The following is a 23,691-nucleotide window of genomic DNA, read 5'->3' as shown; positions in this document are numbered from 1 at the left end:
GCTTTAACATGGTAATCACCTCTAGCACAGAACCTATTTATTTTTACAATCCTTCGCAAAAACTATCTGCTCGAACCTACTCTAAATTCCCCTATAATATTTTCTCCTTCCTTATCATAAAGAGGAATTAGCCTAAACCCCTTTTCTTGATTAGCTCTTTGAATTGCAAGAGCTTCCTCTGGATTCTTAGGAATTTCTCCTTCTAAATCTTTAGCTCTTACATATCCCTCTACTTCATTTTCTCCTATAGCCGCTAATAAATCTGGTCCATAAGTAGCATTATAAATATTAGGACCATAAGTTTCTCCATTTTTATTAACTTTATATAATTGAACCTCATCTTTTGACAAAGCTTTTGTATTATAATTTATTACTCCAATTGCAGTTATCATGAGCATTGCTAATAATATATTTAAAGGTCTTAATTTACCATTTTTTAGCTTCATATATACTCCTCACTTTCCTCTTAATATTAGGATATTTTTTACATTGCCTTAACATACAAGCGTTTGAATTAGAGTTATTCCTACTTTAAAACAAGCTCTAAAATTTTCTGAACAACAATTTCTTTATTCGACCAATGAATATAATGGTTTGAATTAGGTATAGTCTCTTGATAACTGTTGTTAGACCAATTTAAAAGCTGTTGTTGACTTTTTTCCCAACGCCCTCCACTATCTGAGGATAATATAATCAATGGGATATCTTTTAAATAACCATTATTGAGCACTAACTGTGCATTTTCATTAATATTTTTTATAGAGCTTAAATTGTTTTTACTTCCAATATATTTATAATACATAGCTTTATCTATACTTCTTATTTCTTTAGGAAGTCTATCATAGCGTAAATCTTCTCCTAAAAAAGGAAGTTCAATTTCTATATTTCCTAGTAATCTAACAATGCCACTTACTCGCAAACCTGCCATGCCTCGATTTATTATGTAGGACTTTAATTCTGAATCCTTAGCATAAAACTCAGGACTTCCACTATCTAATAACACTATTGCTTTTACTTCCTCAGGATATTTTTGAGCAAAATGAATTACTTCAAGAGAGCTAAGAGAATGTCCAACTAGAATAAATGGTGCTACTTCTCCAGACCGCCTAAGTAATTCATGGAGTTCTTCAACTACAATATCCACATTCCTTGAAATAGATGTACTTTCACTAAAACCATAACCAGCATGATCGTAGCTAATAGTCCTTGCATAATCCTGTAATTCACTTTGAAGGTAATAATAGTCCGTAAAGGCACAAGGAGTTCCTGAACCTGTAGTAAAGACGACGGTATCTTTCCCCTCTCCAATGGCATATCCATGGATATTATGAGAATTTATCTTGTATAATTGTCCTGGAGGTGAAAACATGGTGGCTTCTTTATTCATCATATAACCTTGCCATATACCTCCAAGGAATAAAAGTACTAGAAGTGAAAGTGCAATTTTTACCCCTGTTTTTTTAATTATTTTTTTATTTTTAATCACCACTAAATTCCCTCTTTGCTTTTTCCAATATGAAAGTAATAAACTTATCCTTCTCCTTCGTATAAGAACCTCTATCCTCTTCAAATTTTATTGCTAAGGCTTTTTTAAGATCTGAATACTCCTTAATATATTCCTTATGTAGGCGGAGATAATCTCTAAAATATATATGATTTTCCCATATAGGTCCATGAATAACTTCTACATGTAAATAATGAGTTCTTAAATCTTCGCTACCTTTAGCAAACATAATTCGCCCTTCAATTCCAGCATTGCCTTTATATTCATATCCAATTTGTTCTAATGCTCCTTTAAAGTAATTAACTTTATCTAGAGATTCAACAGCTACTGCTATGTCAATAATAGGCTTAGCATCCAAGCCTTCTATTGAAGTACTTCCTACATGTTGAATATCTAAAGCATATTGCCCTATTACTGATTTCAGTAGTCCCTCCTCTTTTTCGTACTCTTCTCTCCACTGATAGGTATATGGAACTACCTTAACAGTTCCTCTTGCTAATCCAATCATAATTTCCCCCTCTTTTCGTATTGATTATTATTTTCTTAATACTTTACAGTTCTACTATTTTTGTAAAGCTATCATCTTTTATTACTTAGCTTTTTCGTCAATAAATCTGCAGTAAACTAATACTTTAAATAACTTGTAATTATAATATGTTAATATTTCATATACTGTAATAATTATACTTTATATTTATTAAACATTATATACTTCCTTTTAATACTGTAATGATTTGCGTGAATACCCATATTATTAATAAAAACTATTTCTACACTACTTTATTGTGATATATTTATTAATATAGTCTTAGTTTTAGGAGGAATCATGTATAATGGCTAAATTTCAAAAAGAAATTACATCAACAGAAGAATATATAGAAATCAATGGAATACATCACTACCTACTACACCTAGAAGGTAATAAAGAAAATCCCATACTTCTTTTTCTACACGGAGGACCTGGCTCAGCAGAATCAATCTTTGCACATTTAATGCAACAAAACTGGGAAAAGAATTATACAGTTGTCCACTGGGACCAAAGAGGAGCTGGAAAAACTTTAACCAGAAATCCATCTAAAGAACATTTTCCTACCTTAGACCTACACTTAGAAGACTTACTTGAAGTAGTTAAATATTTAAAAAAGAAATATAAGAGAGAAAAAATAGCAATATTAGGACACTCTTGGGGTAGCGTTCTAGGAACATTGTTTATTAAAAAATATCCTGAGGAAGTATCCCATTATATAGGAGTTGGCCAAGTTATCAACATGCTTGAAAATGAAAGAATTGGATATTCAAAGTTAAAAGAAGAAATTTTGAAATCAGGTAACAAAGCTGATTTAAAAAAACTTGAAGCTTTAGGCGAATATCCTAAACTCCCTATTGATAAAGATATGTTAAAGGCAATAGCTAAACTTAGAAAACTTCAAGGAAAATATAAATTAGCAGTGACTCCAAACTTCTCTCTAATTATGGGAGTATTCCGAAGCCCTATTTTCAAATTCTCAGATATATTAAGCCTATCAAAAGGCTTAAATGTAAACTTTTCTCTTTTAAAATATCTTTTTGAAAACTATGATCTGAACAAAGAATCAATAGAATATCAGATTCCAATTTACTACATTTTAGGGGACAAGGATTGGCAAACACCTTATCCCATGGCACAGGAATATTTTGAAAGAATTAAAGCTCCTAAAAAGGAACTTTTCATGATTCATAATGCTGGTCATGTTACTATGCTCGATCAGCCTAAGGATTTTTATGAGTCCTTGTGTAAGTGCACACCTATAAATTAGCAGTATTCTCTTTTGAAAAAAAGGAGTTATTATAAAACATATTTTTACAATATTTTATAAATAAATAATCATGCATATAAGAGTATTTATCCTCTATTTATGCATGATTTTCATACAAAGATTTTATGTATTTTATAGCATTCCTTTATATTATTAATAAGGTAGACTTATTAATATCTCAGTATATCTTCCTAACTCACTATCTATATGAATTTCTCCTTTGGATAAGTCAATTATTCTTTTACAAATAGATAATCCTAACCCATATCCTTCACTTTTTCTAGAACTATCTCCTTGATAAAACTTATGGAATACTCTCTTTTTAGTGTCTTCATCCATTCCAGAACCATAATCTTTTATTTTAACAAATGCATACTCTGAGTTTTTGTAGCAATATATATCAATTTCACTATTTTCTTTTGAAAACTTTATAGCATTATTGATTATATTTATCCATACCTGCATTAAATACTCTTCTTTTCCATAGTAGGACATATTTTTTAGATTTAAATTAAAAGATATATTTTTATTAGTCCATTCTTTTTCAAGTAATATAATAGTTTTTCTAATTTGTTCGTCTAAAAAAAACTTTTTATTATTCTTAAAATTATCCATATTATCAAGTTTTGAAAGTGTTAGTATATTAGATGATAATTCTGATAATCTACTAGCTTCGTCAGTTATAATATTTAAATACTCCATCCTTTCTTCTTCTGATATTTTGGTATTTTTAAGTATAGTTGCAAATCCATCTATAGCTGCTATTGGTGTTTTAAATTCATGAGATACATTATTAATAAAATCAGTTTGCATATATTCTATATTCTTTAATTCTCTGGCCATAGAATTAAATTTTTCTACAAGCATCCCTACCTCATCATTACTTTTAATATCAATATTTATATCAAAATTACCTGCTGATATTTCATTTGTAGCATCTGCTAATTTTTCAATTGGTTTTGTCATCTTTCTTATTACTAAGCTTATTATAAATGAACAAATAAATATATTAATAAATAATACTACTTTATTTAAAGTAGATATAATATGTCCTATATCTGAATAATGCTTTAATTCTAAAGTAATATAACTATTATTTATTTTTCCTATTACCTTAGCATTAGGTCTATGAGCTACTAAGTATATTGATTTCTCCCCTTCAATAAGCTCCTTTTCTTGAGATTTTCTTAGATTTAATTCATTTATGTCTTTATGTACTACTAAGCTATATCCTAATCCATCATACAAATTTATTAAGATATCTAATTTTTTTTCATAGTTTTTAGAGCTTTTTAATTCAGACATTATTGTTTCATATCTATTGAATAATACCTCTTCTATTTTGCTATTTATATAGGGTGCTACTATTAAAAATGATAGTATATTTCCTATTATAATAGATATGATAAGGGCTACTATAAATTTAAATTTTATAGTGTTTCTCAATTTTTTAACGCAATTAGTCATCTTCTCTTACCGCCTTATAGCCAAGCCCTCTTACTGTTATAATTTCGAATTCCTTGTAATGTGAAAACTTTTCTCTTAACCTTCTTATATGCACATTTACTGTTTGCTCATCACTTTTCACATCCATTCCCCATATCTCATCCATCAATTGGATACGTGTAAATATTTGGTTAGGATAACTAAGGAGTTTGTATAACAGATAGAATTCTTTTTGTGGAAGTTCTATTTCTTCATCACCTTTTGTAACTGTTAGCTTATCATAGTCAAGTATAACATCTCCTATAGTTAATTTATGTTCATTATTTATATTCGCCCTTCTAAGTAATGCTTTCACTCTCATTAATAATTCTTCTAAATCTATGGGCTTTACCATATAATCATCAATTCCTAGTTTGAATCCTAATATTTTATCTTCTTTAGATTCTTTTGCTGTAACTATAAGTATTGGCAAATTAGTATATATTCCTCTCAATTCTTCTATAAGCTCAAATCCATCCATGTTTGGCATCATGATATCACATATTACTAAATCTATCATATTATTATTTATTATCTCCAAGGCCTCAAGTCCATCTGTTGCATTATAAGTTTTATATCCATTGTGAGTTAGATATACATCAATTAATTTTCTTAGTTTATTGTTATCTTCAACTATTAGTATTTTAACCACAATATCCCTCCTAAATTGATATATAATATGATTCTACTATATTTTATACTAAATACTAAATATTAATAGGCTATCTTAATTTATACTTTAAGATAGCCTATATAATCACTTTCTATTCACTTCTAAGTGCTTCTACTGGATTCTTTCTAGCTGCCATTTTTGATGGTATCCATCCACCTAACATTGTAAGTGTAACACTTATTATTAATAATGATATTGCATGTACTGGATTTAGCTTTGCTACTGATTCTAACTCTGTCATTTTATATAAAATACTATTTATTGGTATTGTAAGTATCCATGCAATTGATATCCCTAATAGCCCTGATCCAGTTCCTATTATAAAGGTTTCAGCATTAAATACTCTAGTGATATCTTTTTTTCTTGCTCCAAGTGCTCTTAATACACCTATTTCTTTAGTTCTCTCTAGTACTGATATATAAGTTATAATACCTACCATTATTAAAGATACAACTAATGATGTAGCAGCAAATGCAACTAAAACTATAGTTATCCCATCCATAATTCCACCAGTCATATCTGATAACATCTTTGATAAATCAGTATATACTATTTTATCTTCAGATGATTTATTTTCATTATAATCATCTAAATAAGATATAAGTTGATCTTTATTTTCAAAGCTATTTGGATATAACATAATTGCATATGGAGTTTCATCTCCTCCAAGATATGCTATTAAGTTTTTCTTAGTTTCCTCGTCAATAGCTTCTCTTGACATTACATTATAGTCTGCATCTTTTTGAGTTTGTACTATATCAGAATCTTTAGCTTTTTCTATAACTAATTCAGTTAAGTCATCACTATAGGCTATTCCTTCACCTATCATAGAAATACCTGCATCTTCTTTAATACGTACTACACCGCTTAAAGTTAATGTAACTGAATCATTTGAGTTATACATTTTTTCATAATCATTTGAAGGCATGTATGTATTAAATTGTGTTTTTTCATAATAATCATTGTTTGATATTAACTTGAACTCCATACCTACTAGATCTTTGAATTTAATACTCTCTAAATCTGTTGTATCTATTCCAAGATTTTTCATTGCATTTACATCTACTCTGTTTTGATTATCCACTATAAGTACTAAATCAGTTTTTGACTTTGGATATTCTCCCTCTAATAAATCATAGTTTTTTTCTATAAAAGATGTATTATTATCTTTTATAGAACTTGGATAAGAAGCTAATCCTGATCCCATTTGGCCCATTGGTGATGAATTCGTATTACTTTTATCACTAGCGTTAAATGTTATAGGTGCTATTTTATCATCAAATTTTCTTAGAAGATTCATAGATGCTATTCTTGTATAACCTATAGTATCCACAATTTCTGGGTTTATTCCTTTAATATAATCTATATATTCACTTGATATATTATTTGTATGTATCAGTGTATTTTCACTTGAATCATATAAGTAAACTTCATCTGAATCTACATATTCAGATTTTCCAAGCATTTTATCGTTCATTTCTTCTCTTCTAGATTCCATAGCTTCTTTAGTAATTTCTTGAGTTTGTTTGGATATAGTAATTGGATATTCCGCTAGTGCATCCTCCTGCATCTCTGCTATTTTAGCATCAAATCCGTTTGATAAACTAAGTATAATAGCGATTCCTATAATACCAATACTTGATGCAAGTGCTGTTAAAAATGTTCTCCCCTTTTTAGTTTTTATATTCATTGCTGATAATTTTAAAGCTGTAAAAAAGCTCATACTTGTTTTCTTTAACGAGTATTTTTCTTTTTTAGTTTCAATATTTAGTGGATTGGAATCTGATACTATATTTCCATCTCTAAACTCTACAATTCTATCTGCATAATCGTTAGCTAATTCTGGATTATGAGTAACCATTATAACTAATTTATCTTTTGATATCTCTTTTATTAATTCCATTATTTGTACACTGGTTTTTGTATCCAGTGCACCAGTAGGTTCATCTGCAAGAATTATATCTGGATCATTTGCCAAAGCTCTTGCTATTGCAACTCTTTGCATCTGACCTCCTGAAAGTTGATTAGGCTTTTTATGTATATGGTCTTTTAGTCCCACTCTTTCAAGAACCTCAAGTGCCTTTTCCCTTTTTGCTTTAGATGATATTCCACTTAAAGTCATACCCATTTCAACATTTGATACTATATCTAAATGCCCTATTAAATTATAACTTTGGAATACAAATCCTATACTGTTATTTCTATATGAATCCCATTCAGAATCTGAAAATTCCTTTGTTGATTTCCCATTAATAATTAGATTCCCCAAGTCATATTTATCAAGTCCACCAATGACATTTAAGCATGTTGTTTTTCCTGATCCACTTGGCCCTAATATAGCTACAAATTCATTTTCTCGAAAATTTAAAGATACACCATCTAGTGCTACTTGTGTAAAATCACCTGTAGTGTAGCTTTTTTTTATGTTTTTTAACGTAAGCATAAACATACCTCCTCTAGCAATAATTTAAATATACACATACTACATTAACTCAACATTAACTTTTTATAAGTTTAAACGTACTTAGTACGTTATTTTATACCTAGGAGATGTTAGGCATCTTCAAAAAATAAATAAGTCAGAATGCTCGTATATTTTGTGTTATACTGCGTTAACAGAACCCTTAGATAGTGTTACTATCTGCGGAACCTGTTTCCTTGTCTAACTCAAAATATACTTCCCATCTTTGACTTATTATTTGCTTTCAGATACCTTAATATGATTAAAGATATGACAGAAATAAAAGAATTTTGAGAATAAAAAAGTTGACAAAGTATAAGTTATGATGTTATTATATAAAAAAATTATTAAAGGGAGGAAATATTATGAAAACTATAAAATCACAAATTCAAAAAGAATCAAAATTCAATAGAGTACTCTTATTGTTAGCCGAGTTAAGATAGCAATTGCATGTATGATTAGATAGATTTATATTTATTACTGTCATAGATGTAATTGCTACTTTAAGTGATTATATCTATGACGGCTAATTTATATTTTATAGATAAAATATGCCTCATAGATTTATATGAGGCTATTTTTGTATTGTTTTTTAGACAAAATAAGTCTCATAGATTAATATGGGGCTTTTTTATATCCTAGGTTAAAAAGTCCCATAAATAACTATGGGACTTTTTTTATATAAATATTAAAATTCAGCTTAGGAGGATTTAACTATGGAAGAAAATAGAGAACAATGGGGAACTAAAGTAGGTTTTATACTTGCAGCAGTTGGATCAGCAGTAGGATTAGGTAACATATGGAGATTTCCATATGTAGTTTACTCAAGTGGAGGAGGAGCATTTTTAATACCATATTTCTTTGCTATATTTACTGCAGGAATTCCTCTTTTAATATTAGAGTATGGAATGGGACATAAATTTAGAGGATCCACACCTCTTTCATTAGCAAGAGCTAATAAAAAATTTGAATGGTTTGGATGGTGGTCAATAATTAGTTCATCAATTATACTATGTTATTATTCCATGATATTAAGCATGGCAATGAAATATTTAACCCTTAGTTTTAATAAGGGATGGGGAGAAGATTCTAATTCATTCTTTTATAATGATTTTTTAAAATTATCTGATTCACCTCTAAATCTAGGTGGAATAGTTTTTCCTATACTAATTGGAATTGCATTAATTTGGTTTATAAATTGGCTTATATGCTATAAAGGTATAAAAGCAGGAATTGAAAAAATGAATAAAATATTATTACCTTGTTTACTATTAATAATGATAATTATAGTAGTAAGAGGAGTTACATTAAAAGGTGCAGAAGTTGGATTAAATACATTATTTACACCAGATTGGAATAAGGTAAAAGATCCTAAGATTTGGATTTTAGCATATGGACAAGTATTTTTCTCCTTGAGTATTGCTACTGGTATTATGATGACATATTCTAGTTATCTTCCTAAAAAAACAGATATAAATAACAGTGCATTTATGACTGCATTTGCCAATTGTGGATTTGAATTTTTATGTGCTATTGGAGTATTTGCAATACTTGGAGTAATGGCAACAATTGAAGGGGTACCTGTCGAGGAAGTAGTAACAAGTGGAATTGGGCTAGCCTTTATAGCATTCCCTAAGGTCTTTACAATAATGGGAGTATGGGGAAATATATTAGGAGTTTTATTCTTTGTATGTCTATTATTTGCAGGGATTACTTCATCAGTTTCATTAGTTGAAGCAATATCAGCTGCAATAATTGATAAATTTGGATGGAAACGAAAAAAAGTTGTAACAAGTATTTCTGTAATTGGGTTTTTAATAAGTACAGCTTTTGCAACAAATGCAGGTCTATATTTATTAGATATTATGGATAATTTTATAAATAACTATGGGATAGTTGTAGTTGGATTATTAGAGGCTTTTGTTATTGGTTGGTTAGTTAAGCCTAAGGAAATAAGAGAACATACAAATGCTATTTCGTATTTCAAAATAGGTAAATGGTGGGATTTTATTATAAAGTATATTACACCTACATTACTATTAGTAACACTAGTTCAAAGTATTATAACAGAATTCAAAACTCCTTATGGAGGATATGATTTAATATCTTTATTATTATATGGTTGGTCAATTATTGCATTAGGAATTATAGGTGGAATATTAATAAGCAAGAAGCCTTGGAAGACAGAAAATGAATCTCAAGATATAAAAAGTAAGGAGGTTTTATAAATGACAGGTTATGCTATCTCATTTTTAATATTAGGAGCAACTATTCTTTGGGGTGGATTAATAGTAACATTAGTTATAAATTTTAAGAATGAAAAACAGTAAGTTAATTCTTGAGTCTTTAAAATAAGTATCAGAAAAATATCAAAAGAGTATAGCGCAAATAACATTAAGATGGCATATTCAAAATGGTGTTATACCAGTACCTAAATCATCTAATGAAGAAAGAATAAGGACATAGCAAGATTTATTTTAAAACCGAGTAAAGTAATTTTAGAATATGATTCCACAGGATCATTAAATGAAGATAATAGAAATAGTATAGTTGAATTATTAAAAAGACTTAGAGTAATCTCAATGTCATTTAGATAGGGATTTATCCATATCAAGGCCATCTAAGGATATTAAAAATATTCTTAGATGGCTTTTTATTTTGTTATACAAGGCTAAAAATAATATTAATGAAGTTTCTACATTATACAACTAGACTATATTATGCTTCATCCCATTTCCATCCATTACTTCCAGCACCCACCTCAAAATGATATTTAACAATTCCGAGATCCAATTTTGTATAAAACCCTTTCAAGGCCTTTGCTTTTACTAAGTTACCATCTAGTGTAATTAAGAATTTTTGCTGATTCATAGCCGTTGGAGCAAGTTGAACAGCTTCCATACCCTTTCTAAACCAATCAGGCATCTCTCCATCTACATGACAAAGTTCCTCTATTATTTTTGTCTTACGATCCACTCCAGATGTTTCACCATATCCCAATGCAATTACACAACACAATTTTTCTCCCTTATTTATTTGATAAATTGCCTTTGATTTACTATAGGTAAGTGCAACCCAACAAGTATTGAGCCCTAGCTGAGCTGCTTTCAATACAATTTTTTCACCATAATAACCACATTTCTCTTCAAAATCTTTTCCTTTTTTGCCTATGATAGCAATATAGTTCTTTACATTTTTAAATTTCCCGTAATGTGCCATAAAACCATCAAATGCCTTTGGTTCATCAATACATAATTGAATATTCAAATCCCCTTCTTTATTGCATTCTTCAATTATTTTTCTTAGCTCTCTTTCTGTCTCCTTATCAATTTTATCTTCAGTATAACTACGTACAGAATGACGGGTTTTAATTGCTTCAAAAATATCCATAATATCCTCCTCTATTGAAATTTCTTAAAATGATTCTTCTTCACTTTTATTACATGAAACATCTTGTACTATTTCATATATATAATTCATAAGCTCCATAAGCTGCTTCCACTGTGTTTCGTTAGCATTAACATAATAATAATTTTTTGTTCCTTCTCGCCGCATGTTTATAATTCCCGCCTCTTTTAGTATTTGAAGATGATGCGATACTGCTGGCCTTGAAAGATGTGTCCTTTTAGTAATTTCACCAACCCTAATTCCATTACAGTCACTTTCTAGTAATGCAATGATAATTAGTTGCCTTGTTTCGTCTCCTAATGCCGTGAAAGCCTTTTGACAATCTTTAAAATCCTTCGATAGTTAAGCATTCTTTCTTTGCATTTATCCATAATATTGATCTTCCTTTTTGTATAAACTTTAGTTTGTAATGCTATTACAAGGTTAATAATATTTTATGATTAGTTTAAAAGTTTAAACTATTGTATCATAAAAAAACTCAAAATAATTCAATGGTAAAGAAAATCGAGACCATTGAAAATCTATACATCATAAAAATAAAAACAACTGACATATGTTCAGTTGTTTTTCAATATATGGTTCACTATAAATAATTCTAAAATTAATTTTTATAATATTCTCGTTCTAAAATACTAAAATAGAATTGGTCTACCCACTTACCATCACATTGATATTCTTCCCTAAATACGCCTTGTTTTGACATTCCTGCTTTCTGCATTACCGATGCTGATCTGAGATTATCGCAATTACACATACCTATAACTTTATGGGCATTTAATTCATTAAATGCAAAGGATATTAAAAGCTTTGCACTTTCTAAACAATACCCATTACATTGAAACTCCGGCAAGATAACATATCCAATTTCCCAACTTTTACGCGTGGAACTACATTGCCATATATAAGCTGCTCCCATCTGTACACCATCTGTGCTACGTTTGACAATAAAGTCGAAAACACCGTTATCTTCAATTCTTTTAGTAAATTTTTTTCGAATACAGTCCTTATCAGTCTCAACATATTCTTCATAACACCATAATTCTGAATTACTTTCTTCATCACATATAAAATCCATATGTTTTTCTGTTACAGGAGCAAGTTCAATAATTTTACCCTTTAACAGCTGATGAATTTGCTTTTTATTGCCTTCATTTTCCATATTTCCCCACCTCCATGTTATTTGAACAATCTTTAGTTCACAATTTATGATTAAAGTATAAAAGAAAATATTAAGTAATAATATGCAATGTTTAATTATAGATATAAATACACAAAAGCAGTCAATTCATCAACTGACTGCTTTCTTCTATTTTTTTCTGTAGATTATACTCTTGATCGTATCATAAGATAAATGATACTCAGACATAAGATCATCTATCGTTGCGCCATTTTTCTTCTTTTCTTTGATTTCATTGTTTCTTTCAACAATTTCACTTTTACTATTAGTAGAAGTCCCCCATGATTTTTTATCATTATTCTTTTGAGGTATATAAATTATACTACCACCAACATATTGTTGTATCTGAAGAATTAATATTTTGGGTAAAACATCTTTCGCATTTATATACTGTCCCATAATCCTGCTCCTTTTTATTATAATTCACAAGACTGCAGATTCGTCATATATAAATGAAACAGCGATTATATTTTGCGCTCTATACACCTAACCGCTGAATTATATGACTAATCCTGCATAGAGCCAAAAGCCGTTTTTATTCTTCATAATTACACCCCCTAGATAATAAACCAATATATTTCATGCATAAATCAAATATACTAAAAATGACAGTAACTACATTTCCTATATTTTACCACATCGCTATACAGTAAACAATTACCTTAATCACCTATAATCCACATTAAGATTTAAAGTAATTTACGACTCCCTTTGATTTAAATTTTACTCTACAGATTTTAGTGCTTCAATCATATTTACATTTTTTAATTTTATATGCATCATTATCATAACTAGTATTGCAAAAACCATTGTAATTAAGCCAGAGATTACATAACTACTCATATCTACAGTTGGTATCATCATCATATTATCCATTTCTGCTGTACTTACTAAAAATACATATAATATTTTACCCATAAATGAGCCTGCAAGTATTCCTAATATGGTTAGTATTATATTTTCCCTAAATATGTACATTGCAACCTCATTATCATAAAAACCTAATACCTTTATTGTAGATATCTCCCTTATACGTTCCGATACATTTATATTTATTAAATTGTATAGTACAACAAAGGCTAAACTTCCTGAAGCAACTATTATTACTATTAAAACTAATCCTAAATCAGCAGATTCACTTAAGCTTCTCATCTTTGAAACAAGGGTAACATTTATTACCTTATCCTTCTCCATAAGAGTAGCAGCTATTTTGTTATCCTCTTCTTTATCTGAATTTAATTTTAGTAATTGTGCATTATATATGGGCTCATCATTAAATACTTCTTTATAATATGCTGGTGATAAATATATATAATGCCCAGCATAATTTTCTGCAATGTTATCTACCCTAACTTTATGAGGATTATTATCTGAATCTGTTATAGTTACCTCATCACCAACAGATACCCCTAAAACTCTCCCCAGTTTTTCATTTATAATTACTCCATTATCAGATAGTTTGTATTCAAGGCTGCTTTCTCTATTATTTAATAACACGTATTTACTTAGCTCCTCTGTATTTTCTGGTACATACATAGTAGCAGTTTGTTTATTTACCTCTTCTTTAATAAAAGTAACTGAATCTTGATGAATATTTAAGCTGCCTTCATATCCTTTTAAGCTATTTAACCCTTCTTTATAAGCTCCATCTTCTTTTTCAGTAGTATTATCATCAAATACCACCATAGCATCATACTTTAAGAGTTTGCCAAACTGAATATCCATAACTGAAGAGTTAGATTTCTGAAGGGCCATCCCTGCAACCAGCATAGCCATACAACCTGATATACCAAGTATGGTCATCAACATTCTTTGTTTATATCTAAAAAGATTTCTAAAGGTTATCTTTTGATTAAAGTTCAATCTTCTCCATAAAGGAGTAATTCTTTCTAATAATATCTTCTTCCCAAGTTTTGGAGCTTTTGTTCTCATTAAATTAGAAGGATTTTCTCTTAATTCTTCTTTTAATACAATTAATGAGGCTCCTACTGTACAAAGTATTGAAGCTACTAACGATTGAATTATATAGGATGGATAATAGTGTATTTTAACCTCTGGTAAAGTAAATGCAGATGAATAAGCTTCACCAATTATGTAAGGAAGTATACTGCTTCCAACTACTATACCAATTACGCTTCCTGCAATACTGGCTAATGCTGCGTAAACTACAAATTTTCTAGCTATTTCTAAATCTTTATATCCTAGAGCTTTTAGTGTTCCTATTTCTACTCTATTTTCTTCCACCATTCTCGTCATTGTAGTTAAGCATATAAGTGCTGCAACTAGGAAGAAAAACACGGGAAATATTGAAGCTATTTTATCTAAGCTGCCAATTGAACCTTTGTAAGTTGAGTAACCAGGATTATCATTTCTATCAAAAAAATAATATTTACTATGATTTAAATCATTCAATTTTTCTTTTTCTTCCTCTATCTCTTTTAGTCCATCTATTAGTTTTTCTCTATTTTCCTTGATTTCTTTTTCTCCATCGAGAAGTTTTTTCTCTGAATCATCAAGGTCTTTCTTCGCCTTATCAAGTTCTAACTGCCCTTGTTTTTTACCTTCCTCAAGATCTTTTTTACCTTTTATAATTTCTTCTTTACTTTTATCTATTTGTTTTTGAGCTTCTTCAAGTTGTATCTTTCCCTTATTAAAACTTTTAACTTGCTCTTCATAGGCAGTTACACCTTGTTGATACTGAGTTATTCCAGCTACTAAAGTTTCTAGCTTAGATTTATTTTCACTTACACTTTTACTAGCACTTTCTACTCCTTTTGAGATATTAAGCACTAAAGAAATATTTGTTGGGTCTTTTTCTAAGCTATTTACTAAATTACTTAATTCATTTAATCCTAAACTAGGGTTAGATATAACCCCTTTCCAATACTGAATTTTTTCATTTGAAACTTTGCCACCTTCTTTAAGGTTATTTGCTGTTTCTTTCATATCATTGGAAAGTGCATTATATGTTGTAATTAAAGTATTTAAACTATCTATTTGCTTTTTATACTCTATTGTATCTCGTGTAGGATCAATTCCTTGGTTTAAGAATTCTTGTTTTGCATTATCAAGTTCAACTTTTGCTGCCTTAAGTTGCTTCTCACCATGTACAAATTGCTCTTCTTGCTTATGAAGTTCCTTTTGACCATTCTCTAACTGCCTTTGTCCTTCAATTAGTTGTACTTCACCATCTTTAATTTCTTGCTGATACTTTTCCACAAATTGGTCATACTGCTTTTTACCATGAAGAAGTCGCATCTTACCGTCATCTACTTCTTTTTGAGCATCTTCAAGCTTTCTTTCACCATCTTCTATTTCTCTATAAGCTTTATCAAACTCTTTTTGTGCCTCTAATTTTACTTCTTCAATTCTTTCTACAGTTCTATTTGAGTATAAACTTTCAAGATATTTATTATTTTCTTCCATTCTTTCTTTATACTCATCACTATATGCACCAAGCCCAGCTACATTTTTAAATCGTATGTATATTTCAGTATATACATCCATTGATATGTCAGAGCTATTTAATATTGCAAAGTAGTCTACACTTCCTTTTCCAACATTAGTTGTACCTCTAGACATATTTTCTATATACATAGGGCTTTGCACAAATCCAACAACCTTAAAAGTTTTCTTATTAAAATACTCATCTAAGTCTTCATCAGATTCTATGGTATACTCATCACCTATTTTTAGATTTTTATTTTCCTTTAAGGCATTCTCATCTAAAGATATCTCGCCACTGTTTTCAGGTAATCTACCTTCTGTAACAATAAGCTTATTTATATTACCAGAGCTCTTTGGATTATGTTCCATGAACTTAACAACATTATTTATATTAGTTAAATTTACATCTATACTCTTTGCTCCAAAGTAATCTAGAATTTTATTGTTATTTTCAAGTGGCTTTAAATCATTTTCATTAAGACCTATGCTAGATACTATCTTGGTATCCATTAAATTTTGCCTTCTAAAAAATTCATTTATGGACTCTTTTAAGTCTGGTCCACTTGATTTGATACCGGAGTAAAAGGCAACTCCTAAGAAGATTATTGCTAATATAGAAATAAACCTTGCTTTTGAAGATAATATTTCTCTTGTTATTGATTTTTTATATGCTCTATTTTTCATCTTCTACCCTCTACCACTCTATATCTTCAACTGAAACAGGATTTTTATTTACTTCGATACTTGTAACCTTGGCATCCTTAATTTTTATAACTCTATTTGCAATTGGTGCAAGAGCTGAATTATGGGTTATAACAATTACTGTTGTCCCTGTATTTTTGCATGTATCTTGTAATGTTTTTAAAATTTGTTTTCCTGTTTTATAGTCAAGGGCACCAGTTGGCTCATCACATAGCAGCAATTTAGGATTTTTAGCTATAGCTCTTGCTATAGACACTCTTTGTTGTTCTCCTCCTGATAATTGAGATGGAAAATTACTTTTTCTATGACCAAGTCCGACTAATTCAAGAGTTTTATCAACATCTAAGGCATTCTTTGAAATTTGTGTAGCCAGTTCCACATTTTCTTTCGCAGTTAAATTTTGAACTAAATTATAGAACTGAAATACAAACCCCACATCATATCTTCTGTAATTTGTAAGCTGCCTATTGTTAAACTTAGATATATCAACATTATCAATAATTATCTTACCTTCATCACAGGTATCCATTCCTCCAAGTATATTGAGCACAGTTGTTTTACCAGCACCACTTGGCCCTAGAATAATAGCAAACTCTCCCTTTTCTATGGAGAAGTTAACACCATTATTTGCCGCAATAGTAGTTTCTCCAACCTTGTACCTTTTATATTCGTCTATTATCTCTATATATGACATCTTGCCCTCCCTTATCTGTATTCACATTCAAATACTTAATGTTATTAAATAGACACCTTGCTTATTTAATGCTACAATACTAAGTATAAATAATATGTCAACTAGTTACAATAATCACATATTTTCATAGTGTTATTAAATATACATTTAAGTTATTTTTGTTCATTTAATAACATATGCTCGAAAATTGTTTTAGTAAATATATTAAACATTTTGGTAAATATTTTAAAAGGATGAGTTAAATGGCAGGAGTTAAAGGAAATAGAAGAATTTTATATACTAAAAAAATAATAAAAGAAAGTTTAATTGATTTGCTTCAGCATAAGAAAATTCATGAAGTTACTGTTACTGATATCTGCAAAAAATCAGATATTAATAGAGGAACTTTTTACACCCATTATAAAGATACCTATGACCTACTTAAATCACTAGAGGATGAATTATTTAATCAAATCTTAGAATATATTGAAGAAACCCCAGTTGAAGATTATAAAGATGTCTTATTACTTAAAGCCCTTGAATTGATTGAGGCAAATAAAGAATTATGCAAGATATTATTCAGTAAACAAATGGAAAACAACATTATGGACCGTATTATTTACATAGCAAGTAAATCTAAAATTGATAAGATCGTTAGCAGTTCAAAAGTTGATGATGTGTTTTTAGATTATTTTATAAAATACTCTGTAGGAGGCGTGGTTTCAGTTGTTCAAACATGGCTGGAAAAGGATTTAAATGAATCTCCTAAGGAAATAGTTAACATTATAAACCATATTATCTCTTTCCATCCTTAATGTTTTAGTATTAAGGAATATTCACTTAAAGCCTGATGCTAAGATATAAAAAATACATAAATAATTTTGTACTTTCTATAAAAAAGAGGCTTTTGAAAAATAAAAAGCCCAGCTGGTAATATTACCAAAAAATAAATATGGCACACTGATAGGTTCCGTGATATATAAAAGTTACGGCACAATTAAAAACACGGGAGGCTACCAGTATGCCAAATAAAATTACTAATTACATTGTATATATCTACCTTTTATGATTTAAAAAATTTCCTCACTTTTCTAACTGTGATTCTACCTTTACGTTTAATCATATTTTTAATAATTATAGGCTTAAGTTTTTCTAGTTCCACACCTTCCTCATCATATTTCCTGACAAGTGATATGGCTCCAAACTTACATCTAAGTGTACATGCTCCACAACCTATGCACATGTATTCGTCTCTAACTGTAGCTCCACAGCCAAGACAACGTTCTGTTTCTTTTTTCATTTGCTCTTCTGTGAAGGTAGAGCGTAAATCCTTGAAGGTTTCTTTTGATTTCTTACCATCTACATGGAGTGCTCTTTGTCTAGGCATACGATCATAGTTTTCAAGGGTTAAGTTTTCTTTGTCTAGTGCATGATAAGCTCTCCTATCACGTCCATTAACTAAGCTTTGACCTGGTTGAACATAACGATGAATTGAAACAGATGCTTCTTTACCCATAGCAATGGCATCTATTGCAAACCTTGGACCTGTCATTGCATCTCCACCTGCAAATACATCTTTTTCTCCTGTTTGTAGGGTGAAGGAATCTGCCTTTATTGTCTTGTTTGGATTTAATTCTGCCTGACTTCCCTCTAAAAGATTCACCCACTCTATTCCTTGTCCAACAGAAATTAATATATGGCTTGCCTTAACAATCTTAACTTCGTTTTCATCAAACTTTGGCCTAAACCTTCTATTTTCATCAAAAACAGAAATACATTTTTTAAATTCAATTCCAACTACCTTACCATTTTCAGTTATAATTCTCTTCGGTCCCCAAGAATTATTTATTTCAATGTCTTCAGATAGAGCTTCATCTATTTCTTCATCTAAAGCAGGCATTTCTTTCCTACCTTCAAGACAGAACATAGAAGTATTAGTTGCACCAACCCTAGTAGCAGTTCTTGCAACGTCAATAGCTACATTACCACCACCTATTACAACAACTTCTCCATCTAAATTAATTTCATTTCCTAAGTTAACTTCACGTAAGAAATCAACTCCAGTGAGAACACCCTGGGCATCTTCTCCTTCTATACCAAGATTTCTTCCGGATTGAGCACCTATTGCAAGATAGAAGGCTTTATAACCCTGAGATCTTAAATCATTAAGACTCATATCTTTACCTACTTCAACACCAGTTTTGAATTCTACCCCTAATTTTCTTAAGATATCTATTTCAGCATTTATTACATCCTTTTCCAATCTATAAGAAGGAATACCTAGTGTTAGCATACCACCAAGTACTTTTTGCTTCTCAAATACAGTTACCTTGTATCCATCAATTGCTAAGTAGAAAGCGCAAGATAACCCTGAAGGTCCTGCTCCAACAATAGCTATCTTTTTACCATATTCATGTCTTTTCTTTGGCACATAACGATGATCCACATTTAAATCTTGTTCTGCTATAAATTTTTTAATTTCATCTACAGCAACAGATTCATCAATATCACCTCTTGTGCAAGCAGATTCACATTTTCGTGGGCAAATACGTCCACATACTGCGGGGAATGGATTTTCATGCTTGATAAGTTCAAGGGCTTCTTTGTATTTTCCTTGAGAAGCAAGCTTGATATATCCTTGAACAGCTATGTTTGCTGGACAATTGGTTTTACAAGGACTTGTACCAGTTTTAACGACATTTTCTCTGTTAGTTCTGTAATCAACATTCCATTTATCTGGTCCCCATTCAGTATTTGATGGGAAGTCTTCTCTTTTCTCCTCAATAATTGGTGTTTTAGCACATAATTTTTGTCCTAATTTCAAAGCATTAACAGGACACACCTCAGCACATTCCCCACAAGCAACACATTTATCTTTGTCTATTTGTGATATATAATTTGAGCGAACAAAATCATTGTGTAAGAACATTGCTGCATTTCTAGCAGCTAAGCAAGAACAACCACAGCAATTACATATTGCATGAGTTTTGCCTGAACCATCTGTATTGGGTATCTGATGCATAAGACCATTTTCTTCGGCCCTTCTTATAATATCAAAGGCTTCTTCACGGGTAATCTCACGACCTCTACCTGTACGAATATAATATTCAGCAGCATCCCCAAGCTGGATACACATATCTTCTTTTAAGTGTCCGCAACCTTCACCCATGGCTTCCCTTGCTGTACGGCAAGAACAGTCTGCAACTGAGAAAACAGTATTTTTATTTAGATATTGAGAAATTTCCTCATAGGATGCCCTTCTTGTTTCTCCCTCAATAGCTGTTTCTATAGGTATAACACGCATAGGCCCCTTTCCTACTGGAAAAATACCAGCTGCCACAGGTGCTTTTCTTTTTCCGTATTCATCAAAAGCCTGACCTACTTGGGTAAAATTATTAATATTTTCTTTGTGTGGATGATTAACTATAAGTTCCATATGTCCAGGAACCCAAATTTCAAGCCAATATTTATCAACACCATCTTTGTTACCTATTAGACAACCACCTGCAATAGCTAATTCCCATAGGATTTTAGATGTTTCTTCTACAGATTTACCACAACGAGCTGCAACTTCTTCTGCGCTTTGCGGTTTACGAAATTCAAGACAAAGGGCTACCTCTGCCATTTCTTCTGTAACAACAGCCTCTAGAACTTTATACTCCGGATGGTTCTCTGTAATTTCTGATTTTGAACCACGTTTTGTCTTACTAATCTTGTTGGCAAGCTCCAGTACTTTTTCTTTTGCCATATTTGTTCTTTAGTGAGAGAAGGTATTAGTCAAACTCTCACTAAATCTATCCCCCTTATATTCTATATTTTTTATTATTTTATATAAATAAATATTAGTTCACAGGTTATAGGAAGACTTGTCCTTACTTTTATAATTACTAACTATATATAATTTGGAATAATACCTATACTGCTTTAATTTTACCTCTGATGAAGCTTTGTTCAGCCTTTCCTGTATGCAGTTGCCATATATACCAGAAAACATAAGGAATTATTAGTATAGCGTTAACTATTCCCCATACATATAACACATCTGCATTCATCCATGTCGATGCATCCATTACAGCTGGAAATAAGTTAGGGAAACAAGCTCTAATTAGCACATGAGCTGATAATGTATAAATACGAGCAGCTATATAAAGTTCAGGTTTTCTTTTAATAATTGGATACACTTCTGCCGCCATTAATATGCATATAGAGCTTGCAAAGTATTTACCAGTTTCACCATATACAAAGCATAAATTCCAAGTTGTATATAGAAAATTCCAAGCTACAGTAGTATAAGCTATAAACATACTCTTATCTTCATCACTTAATTTGAAGAATTTCCTTCCATTTGGGAATGGAATAGTAACACATAATAATAAGCCACAAAGTGCATTAGCATAGTTTCCTAAAGCAACATCTTTTAGTGTAGCTTCAGCAATATTTAAGAATAATACCAAATATACAAACCAAACTATCCAATCCTTCCTCATGAAGTCCCAAAATTTACCTTGATATTGTTCTTGATCAGCTAATCGGAAGAATCCACCTATTGCAAGTGGAAATATAGCACTAAATGTTTTTGCCCAACGAAACCAGCCATTTACACCTCCCATAAGCCAAATTGGAAAAGTACATAATGAAGCAACCCAAAAGACAGCTGAAAACTTATAGTGGTTCTTCATGAATTCAATCATGAATAGCAGAAAAATAAAATAAATTGACATTGAAAGTACATAATGCCAAACAGGAATATTCATACTATAAGTCCCTCCTCTCAAATTATTATTAATAAATCTTCCTAATATTAACATAATACTATATAATGTTAACATAAATAACCAATATCTAATCGGTTTCTTATCAAAATTTTCTATTTATTCTAAATATATATAATTAATCCTTATATATACAATTATCTTAAATCTACTTAAACTAAAGCGAGAATTTTATGATGAGTTTATAAATAAAATATAAAAAACCCACGGCAAAACTATCGTGGGTTTTCATGGTGGAGGCGAAGCCCCCCAGAAGAATCTCTCTCTTTATTTTTTCGTAAACTTCTTCACCTTATCAATAAACAGCTTTTCATGTGGTGTGAGGACATGATTCTGTTTATAAATTATAATGTCCTTATTCACAAGAGAACCAGCAGAGGATTTTCTCAAAATCATATTCTGATGGTCTAAAACATCCTGTGGAATTGGAGATACCCACATAAAGGAGCCCTTCACCCTTTGTAATAAGTCAAATTGACTTCCTCTCTCATATACATAAATCCGTTTCGAAGGTAACTTGGCCTTAAAATCCTTTTTAATTTCACTAGGAGAAAGAGAAGGTACTTGAAAATCCCCATGTACAATTTCTGTATAGTCGCATAAATCATAATAAGGTATATCTTCATGGTGAGCAAGGGGATGGTCTTTTGACATAAGCAAGCATAAGTCAAATTCCCAAAGTGGTTCATATTCTAAATCTGAATACTTTAAAAAGGATAGAAAGTAGCTTTCATACAGCTTTTGATAACGAATAATTCCTAAATTGGAATCTCCGTTATTCACATCATTTATTGCTCCCATGGAATTTGTTTCCTTAAAAAATATGTTTATTTCTCTTTCCTCTTTAAAGGAGTTAAGAAATTCTGAAAATGCAACAGAAATATAGGTTGCTCTAGGAACAGATATATTAAATTCTATGACATCAGATTCACAAGGCTTATATAAAGATTCTAACTCATTAATTTGAGATAAAATCGCCTTTGTATAGGATAAAAACTCATCACCTTTTCTAGTTGGTTCAACCCCTTTAACAGTGCGCTTAAAAATAGTTATTCCAATCTCTTTTTCAAGTTCCTTAATAGCTCTGCTTAAATTAGGTTGTCCCATAAATAAATTCTGAGCAGCCTTAGTGATGGAATTAGTCTTTTCAACTTCTACAATATATTTTAAGTGTAATAAATTCATAGCTATCATCCATTCATTATTAAACATATTTGACATATAAATTATACATTACCCCCTCCTAGAGTTCAATGTTACAATGAGAATAATGTGAATATTTTATCAATTCTCACAGATGATTTCTAGTTAAAATTATTAATGAACATTTTAAAGGAGGCTGTAAAATGGATGTTTCAGTATGCATAGGCAGCAGTTGTCATGTTAGAGGATCTTATGAAATAATGAATAGCTTAAAGGCAATGATAACTGAAAAAGACTTAGATAGTCAGGTTCAGGTTAAGGTTGCCTTTTGTCTTGGCTATTGTAAAGCAGGAGTAACCATAAAAGTGGACGAGCAGCTTGTAACTGGAGTAACAAAGGAAAATTTAACAGAGGTTTTTAATAAATATGTTTTAAAGAAGGTTGATTAAC

At 30.4% G+C, this 23,691-nt stretch carries 19 protein-coding genes and 1 pseudogene; 5 read left to right on the top strand and 15 right to left on the bottom strand.

Annotation, left to right across the window (positions count from 1 at the left end):
• Positions 1-62: 62 nt before the first annotated feature.
• From ACI48Q_RS09355 to ACI48Q_RS09345, 3 genes are all read right to left on the bottom strand, one after another.
• Positions 63-446 carry a hypothetical protein gene (locus ACI48Q_RS09355; protein WP_474918815.1) on the bottom strand — a complete coding sequence of 128 codons (384 nt, stop codon included), beginning with the start codon at positions 444-446 and terminating at the stop codon, positions 63-65.
• A gap of 80 nt (positions 447-526) precedes the next feature.
• Entirely contained in the window at positions 527-1,489 is a 963-nt protein-coding gene (locus ACI48Q_RS09350) for an alpha/beta fold hydrolase (RefSeq protein ID WP_474918814.1), read from the bottom strand.
• Positions 1,479-2,012, bottom strand: a complete 534-nt coding sequence (locus ACI48Q_RS09345) for a GrpB family protein (RefSeq protein ID WP_474918813.1) — start codon at positions 2,010-2,012, stop codon at positions 1,479-1,481. The genes ACI48Q_RS09350 and ACI48Q_RS09345 overlap by 11 nt, the downstream gene beginning before the upstream one ends.
• A gap of 325 nt (positions 2,013-2,337) precedes the next feature.
• Between ACI48Q_RS09345 and ACI48Q_RS09340 the strand changes: the two genes are divergently transcribed.
• On the top strand, positions 2,338-3,300 hold the full coding sequence (locus ACI48Q_RS09340) for an alpha/beta fold hydrolase (protein WP_474918812.1): 963 nt from the start codon (positions 2,338-2,340) through the stop codon (positions 3,298-3,300).
• Between the two features lie 153 nt (positions 3,301-3,453).
• On the opposite strand, the gene ACI48Q_RS09335 is transcribed toward ACI48Q_RS09340, so the two are convergent.
• The 3 genes from ACI48Q_RS09335 to ACI48Q_RS09325 all read right to left on the bottom strand — a co-directional run bounded on the left by ACI48Q_RS09335 (position 3,454) and on the right by ACI48Q_RS09325 (position 7,901).
• Positions 3,454-4,767, bottom strand: coding sequence for an ATP-binding protein (locus ACI48Q_RS09335; protein WP_474918811.1), 1,314 nt, complete (start codon positions 4,765-4,767; stop codon positions 3,454-3,456).
• On the bottom strand, positions 4,760-5,437 hold the full coding sequence (locus tag ACI48Q_RS09330) for a response regulator transcription factor (protein ID WP_474918810.1): 678 nt from the start codon (positions 5,435-5,437) through the stop codon (positions 4,760-4,762). The genes ACI48Q_RS09335 and ACI48Q_RS09330 overlap by 8 nt, the downstream gene beginning before the upstream one ends.
• A gap of 112 nt (positions 5,438-5,549) precedes the next feature.
• Positions 5,550-7,901, bottom strand: a complete 2,352-nt coding sequence (locus ACI48Q_RS09325) for an ABC transporter ATP-binding protein/permease (protein ID WP_474918809.1) — start codon at positions 7,899-7,901, stop codon at positions 5,550-5,552.
• A gap of 734 nt (positions 7,902-8,635) precedes the next feature.
• On the opposite strand from ACI48Q_RS09325, the gene ACI48Q_RS09320 reads away from it, so the two are divergent.
• The gene (locus tag ACI48Q_RS09320) at positions 8,636-10,147 is read left to right on the top strand and encodes a sodium-dependent transporter (protein ID WP_474918808.1); all 1,512 of its coding nucleotides are present in this window, start codon (positions 8,636-8,638) and stop codon (positions 10,145-10,147) included.
• Positions 10,148-10,249, top strand: a complete 102-nt coding sequence (locus tag ACI48Q_RS09315; RefSeq protein WP_474918807.1) for a MetS family NSS transporter small subunit — start codon at positions 10,148-10,150, stop codon at positions 10,247-10,249.
• Between the two features lie 388 nt (positions 10,250-10,637).
• Here the strand turns inward: ACI48Q_RS09315 and ACI48Q_RS09310 are convergent, their stop codons facing one another.
• The 6 genes and pseudogenes from ACI48Q_RS09310 to ACI48Q_RS09285 form a co-directional block, all read right to left on the bottom strand.
• Positions 10,638-11,309 carry a nitroreductase family protein gene (locus ACI48Q_RS09310; RefSeq protein WP_474918806.1) on the bottom strand — a complete coding sequence of 224 codons (672 nt, stop codon included), beginning with the start codon at positions 11,307-11,309 and terminating at the stop codon, positions 10,638-10,640.
• A 24-nt stretch (positions 11,310-11,333) separates the two neighbouring features.
• Positions 11,334-11,698: pseudogene (locus tag ACI48Q_RS09305) on the bottom strand (ArsR/SmtB family transcription factor).
• Between the two features lie 230 nt (positions 11,699-11,928).
• Positions 11,929-12,486 (bottom strand): GNAT family N-acetyltransferase, encoded by a 558-nt coding sequence (locus tag ACI48Q_RS09300; RefSeq protein WP_474918805.1) that lies wholly within the window; start codon positions 12,484-12,486, stop codon positions 11,929-11,931.
• A 147-nt stretch (positions 12,487-12,633) separates the two neighbouring features.
• Positions 12,634-12,903 (bottom strand): CD3324 family protein, encoded by a 270-nt coding sequence (locus ACI48Q_RS09295; RefSeq protein WP_474918804.1) that lies wholly within the window; start codon positions 12,901-12,903, stop codon positions 12,634-12,636.
• Between the two features lie 324 nt (positions 12,904-13,227).
• A complete protein-coding gene (locus ACI48Q_RS09290) occupies positions 13,228-16,635 on the bottom strand; it encodes an FtsX-like permease family protein (protein WP_474918803.1) in 3,408 nt (1,135 codons plus the stop codon).
• 10 nt (positions 16,636-16,645) lie between these two features.
• Positions 16,646-17,347, bottom strand: a complete 702-nt coding sequence (locus tag ACI48Q_RS09285) for an ABC transporter ATP-binding protein (RefSeq protein WP_474918802.1) — start codon at positions 17,345-17,347, stop codon at positions 16,646-16,648.
• Positions 17,348-17,589: 242 nt separating this feature from the next.
• Between ACI48Q_RS09285 and ACI48Q_RS09280 the strand changes: the two genes are divergently transcribed.
• Positions 17,590-18,141, top strand: coding sequence for a TetR/AcrR family transcriptional regulator (locus tag ACI48Q_RS09280; protein WP_474918801.1), 552 nt, complete (start codon positions 17,590-17,592; stop codon positions 18,139-18,141).
• Positions 18,142-18,389: 248 nt separating this feature from the next.
• Here the strand turns inward: ACI48Q_RS09280 and ACI48Q_RS09275 are convergent, their stop codons facing one another.
• The 3 genes from ACI48Q_RS09275 to ACI48Q_RS09265 all read right to left on the bottom strand — a co-directional run bounded on the left by ACI48Q_RS09275 (position 18,390) and on the right by ACI48Q_RS09265 (position 23,319).
• On the bottom strand, positions 18,390-21,074 hold the full coding sequence (locus ACI48Q_RS09275; protein WP_474918800.1) for an FAD-dependent oxidoreductase: 2,685 nt from the start codon (positions 21,072-21,074) through the stop codon (positions 18,390-18,392).
• Between the two features lie 166 nt (positions 21,075-21,240).
• Positions 21,241-22,080: a hypothetical protein gene (locus tag ACI48Q_RS09270; RefSeq protein WP_474918799.1), complete on the bottom strand. Its 840-nt coding sequence runs from the start codon at positions 22,078-22,080 to the stop codon at positions 21,241-21,243.
• Positions 22,081-22,365: 285 nt separating this feature from the next.
• Positions 22,366-23,319: a LysR family transcriptional regulator gene (locus ACI48Q_RS09265; RefSeq protein WP_474918798.1), complete on the bottom strand. Its 954-nt coding sequence runs from the start codon at positions 23,317-23,319 to the stop codon at positions 22,366-22,368.
• Positions 23,320-23,444: 125 nt separating this feature from the next.
• Between ACI48Q_RS09265 and ACI48Q_RS09260 the strand changes: the two genes are divergently transcribed.
• Entirely contained in the window at positions 23,445-23,690 is a 246-nt protein-coding gene (locus ACI48Q_RS09260; protein ID WP_474918797.1) for a (2Fe-2S) ferredoxin domain-containing protein, read from the top strand.
• The last annotated feature ends 1 nt before the right edge of the window (position 23,691 follow it).

The sequence above is a fragment of the Clostridium sp. LXY-7 genome, from assembly GCF_056172015.1.
The sequence above is the reverse complement of the archived record's forward strand: the minus strand, read 5'-3'. Positions and strand labels throughout refer to the sequence as shown.

Coding starts and splice junctions, on each gene's coding strand:
- ACI48Q_RS09355 (WP_474918815.1), bottom strand. CDS start 446: ATGAAGCTAAAAAATGGTAAATTAAGACCTTTAAATATATTATTAGCA.
- ACI48Q_RS09345 (WP_474918813.1), bottom strand. CDS start 2,012: ATGATTGGATTAGCAAGAGGAACTGTTAAGGTAGTTCCATATACCTAT.
- ACI48Q_RS09340 (WP_474918812.1), top strand. CDS start 2,338: ATGGCTAAATTTCAAAAAGAAATTACATCAACAGAAGAATATATAGAA.
- ACI48Q_RS09335 (WP_474918811.1), bottom strand. CDS start 4,767: ATGACTAATTGCGTTAAAAAATTGAGAAACACTATAAAATTTAAATTT.
- ACI48Q_RS09325 (WP_474918809.1), bottom strand. CDS start 7,901: ATGCTTACGTTAAAAAACATAAAAAAAAGCTACACTACAGGTGATTTT.
- ACI48Q_RS09320 (WP_474918808.1), top strand. CDS start 8,636: ATGGAAGAAAATAGAGAACAATGGGGAACTAAAGTAGGTTTTATACTT.
- ACI48Q_RS09315 (WP_474918807.1), top strand. CDS start 10,148: ATGACAGGTTATGCTATCTCATTTTTAATATTAGGAGCAACTATTCTT.
- ACI48Q_RS09310 (WP_474918806.1), bottom strand. CDS start 11,309: ATGGATATTTTTGAAGCAATTAAAACCCGTCATTCTGTACGTAGTTAT.
- ACI48Q_RS09300 (WP_474918805.1), bottom strand. CDS start 12,486: ATGGAAAATGAAGGCAATAAAAAGCAAATTCATCAGCTGTTAAAGGGT.
- ACI48Q_RS09295 (WP_474918804.1), bottom strand. CDS start 12,903: ATGGGACAGTATATAAATGCGAAAGATGTTTTACCCAAAATATTAATT.
- ACI48Q_RS09290 (WP_474918803.1), bottom strand. CDS start 16,635: ATGAAAAATAGAGCATATAAAAAATCAATAACAAGAGAAATATTATCT.
- ACI48Q_RS09285 (WP_474918802.1), bottom strand. CDS start 17,347: ATGTCATATATAGAGATAATAGACGAATATAAAAGGTACAAGGTTGGA.
- ACI48Q_RS09280 (WP_474918801.1), top strand. CDS start 17,590: ATGGCAGGAGTTAAAGGAAATAGAAGAATTTTATATACTAAAAAAATA.
- ACI48Q_RS09275 (WP_474918800.1), bottom strand. CDS start 21,074: ATGGCAAAAGAAAAAGTACTGGAGCTTGCCAACAAGATTAGTAAGACA.
- ACI48Q_RS09270 (WP_474918799.1), bottom strand. CDS start 22,080: ATGAATATTCCTGTTTGGCATTATGTACTTTCAATGTCAATTTATTTT.
- ACI48Q_RS09265 (WP_474918798.1), bottom strand. CDS start 23,319: ATGTCAAATATGTTTAATAATGAATGGATGATAGCTATGAATTTATTA.
- ACI48Q_RS09260 (WP_474918797.1), top strand. CDS start 23,445: ATGGATGTTTCAGTATGCATAGGCAGCAGTTGTCATGTTAGAGGATCT.